This window comes from Stenotrophomonas sp. HMWF003 (assembly GCF_003061285.1).
GTDB classification, from domain to species: domain Bacteria; phylum Pseudomonadota; class Gammaproteobacteria; order Xanthomonadales; family Xanthomonadaceae; genus Stenotrophomonas; species Stenotrophomonas maltophilia_AP.
The window spans coordinates 1,016-3,677 of the sequence record NZ_QAIW01000205.1 but is presented as its reverse complement, the minus strand read 5'-3'; the positions used below and the strand labels follow the sequence as shown (position 1 = coordinate 3,677).

At 67.6% G+C, this 2,662-nt stretch carries 4 protein-coding genes and 1 pseudogene; 4 read left to right on the top strand and 1 reads right to left on the bottom strand.

Annotation, left to right across the window (positions count from 1 at the left end):
• A pseudogene (locus tag DBR34_RS08370) lies at positions 1 to 352 on the bottom strand (tRNA (adenosine(37)-N6)-threonylcarbamoyltransferase complex transferase subunit TsaD); the annotation flags it as partial.
• A gap of 166 nt (positions 353 to 518) precedes the next feature.
• Between DBR34_RS08370 and rpsU the strand changes: the two are divergent.
• The 4 genes from rpsU to DBR34_RS22390 form a co-directional block, all read left to right on the top strand.
• Positions 519 to 734 (top strand): 30S ribosomal protein S21, encoded by a 216-nt coding sequence (gene rpsU / locus DBR34_RS08365; protein WP_002808376.1) that lies wholly within the window; start codon positions 519 to 521, stop codon positions 732 to 734.
• Positions 735 to 873: 139 nt separating this feature from the next.
• Positions 874 to 1,320 (top strand): GatB/YqeY domain-containing protein, encoded by a 447-nt coding sequence (locus DBR34_RS08360; protein WP_128096447.1) that lies wholly within the window; start codon positions 874 to 876, stop codon positions 1,318 to 1,320.
• A 274-nt stretch (positions 1,321 to 1,594) separates the two neighbouring features.
• Positions 1,595 to 2,440, top strand: coding sequence for a YihY/virulence factor BrkB family protein (locus DBR34_RS08355; RefSeq protein WP_236546269.1), 846 nt, complete (start codon positions 1,595 to 1,597; stop codon positions 2,438 to 2,440).
• A 63-nt stretch (positions 2,441 to 2,503) separates the two neighbouring features.
• Positions 2,504 to 2,662 (top strand): CHC2 zinc finger domain-containing protein (locus DBR34_RS22390; protein WP_258223758.1); only part of this gene is annotated, 159 nt, incomplete at its 3' end.

The window sequence follows — 2,662 nt, the reverse complement described above, 5'->3', positions numbered from 1 at the left end:
CTTCCATATGGTGTACGCCGACCGCCGGCACCTCCAGCGCCCAGGCCAGCGAGCGGGCTACGCCCGCCCCCACCAGCAGCGCGCCGACCAGCCCGGGGCCGGCCGTATAGGCCACCCCGTCGATGTCGGCCACGCCCATCCCGGCCTCGGCCAGGGTCTGGCGGATCAGCGGCAGCAGCTTGCGCACGTGGTCGCGGCTGGCCAGTTCAGGCACCACCCCGCCGTACTCGGCGTGCAGGGCGATCTGGCTGTAGACCGCATGGGCGCGCAGGGCGTCCGGGCCGGCCAGGGCGGTGTCGTACACCGCCACGCCGGTCTCATCACAGGAAGATTCAATACCAAGGACTCGCATACCGGGTATTATGGACCGCTGAGGCCCCGGCAGCGTTACCGCCAGCCCACCTGACACCACCTGTGGCCAAGAAGTTTGCCGGGGTGGGTTGCAACTTCTTTTGTCGCCGCTATAATGTGCGGCTCTCACCGGGCGTGACCCGGTTCTACTGTGTCCCGGAGATTCCATGCCCAGCGTTAAAGTCCGCGAGAACGAGCCCTTCGAGTTTGCGCTCCGTCGCTTCAAGCGCACCTGCGAAAAGGCCGGCGTGCTGGCCGAAACCCGCAAGCGCGAGTTCTATGAAAAGCCGACCCAGGAGCGCAAGCGTAAGGCTGCTGCTGCTGTGAAGCGTCAGCTGCGCCGGTCGTCGCGCGACGTTACCAAGCGTCAGCGCCTGTACTGAGTCGGACGCAACTTCGATGCGACAGGCCGCTGGTCTGTCGTGGCGGAGCCGAAGCCGGAACGCGCGAGCGTTGCCGGCTTTTTGCGTTCCAGTCGTTTGGCGTCCCTTTCCGCCCTTTTGACCGAATACGAGGTGTTCCATGAGCCTGAAACAGCAGCTCACCGATGACATGAAGGCCGCCATGAAGGCCGGCGAGAAGCACCGCCTGGGCGTGATCCGCCTGATGCTGGCCGACATCAAGCGCAAGGAAGTGGACGAGCGCATCGAGCTGGACGACGCCGCCACGCTGGCCGTGCTGGAAAAGATGGTCAAGCAGCGCAAGGATTCGGTCAGCCAGTTCGAAGCGGCCAACCGGGAAGACCTCGCCGTGATCGAGCGCGAGGAAATCCTGGTCATCGACCAGTACCTGCCGGCCAAGCTGGGCGAGGCCGAGATCGTGGCCGCCATCCAGGCCGCCATCGCCGAAACCGGCGCGGCCAGCCCGGCCGACATCGGCAAGCTGATGGGCGCCCTGAAGCCCAAGCTCGCCGGCCAGGCCGACATGGGCCTGGTATCCAAGCTGGTCAAGCAGCAGCTGGCCGGCTGATCGGACCAGGTAGCGACCCCCGGTCGCTACCTGCCGGGCCGGATGCCCACATCCGGATCCCGGTAGGCACCGACCGTTGGTCGGTGCACGCGTGCATGCGCACTGCCGCGCACACCGCTTCGCTTCACCCCGCCTTCGACCCGGGCCTGCAAAAATCGGGCGCATGTCTTCACTGCCACCTGCCCCCGCGCCCGACGCCGTTCCCACGCCCACCCACCACGGCGTGCCGCCCCGGCTGCACAAGTACGTCGACCGGCTGCAACGCAGCTTCCCCATGGCGGTGGGCAAACGCTTCGTCGATATCGACGTGCTTACCCAGGCCGCCTCGGTCTCCTTCTACGCACTGTTGTCGATGGCACCGCTGCTGGTCCTGCTGCTGTGGCTCACCGCCTCGCTGTACCCGCCGGCGCAGCAGGCGCTGATTGCGCAGATCAACGACGTGGCCGGCAGCAGCGCCGCCACCGTGGCCGATACCGTGCTCAAGAACGCCGACAACCAGCCCGACGTGGGCTCGCTGGCCGGGGTGTGGAGCACGCTGCTGCTGTTCATCGGCGCCACGGCGGTATTTGCCCAGCTGCAGAACGCGCTCAACCTGATCTTCAATACCAGCGGCGAGCGCCTGGACGGCATCGTGGCCTGGCTGCGCAAGCGCGTGTTCTCCTTCGGCGTGGTGCTGGCACTGGGCTTCCTGCTGATCCTGTCAATGACCGCCACCACCATGCTGCAGGTCGCCTTCGCGCAGCTGCCGTCGGTGCTGCCGGCGGTGGGCTACCTGACCAGCCTGGCGCTGTACACGGTGGGCTTCGCCTTCCTCTACCACTACCTGCCCGACCGCCGCGTGGCTTGGCGGCAGGCCTTCATCGGCGGGGCGATCACCTCGGCGCTGTTCGCGCTGGGCCGCTACGCGATCGGCCTGTACATCGCCACGGTCGCCCCCGGCAGCGCCTACGGGTCGATGGGCGCGCTGGTGATCTCGCTGGTGTGGATCTACTACGCCACCGTGGTGTTTTTCGTGGGCGCGCTGATGACGGCGGTGATCGACGAGCGCCTGCGCGCGCGCCAGCACCTGGCCGCAGCGGGCATCCCCGCGCCGAAACCGGGCGAAGCGACCGGCAGCTAGTAGACTAGGCCGTCCCCCGCTTCCGCGCAGGGCCGTTACCGGCCGTGCCACTGCCTGCTGCCCATGGCCCGTATCCCCGACGCATTCATCGACGACCTGCTGGCCCGCTCCGACATTGTCGAGGTGGTGGGCAGCCGCGTGCCGCTGAAGCGCCAGGGCAAGGAATACGCCGCGCGCTGCCCGTTCCACGACGAGCGCTCGGCCTCGTTCACGGTCTCGCCG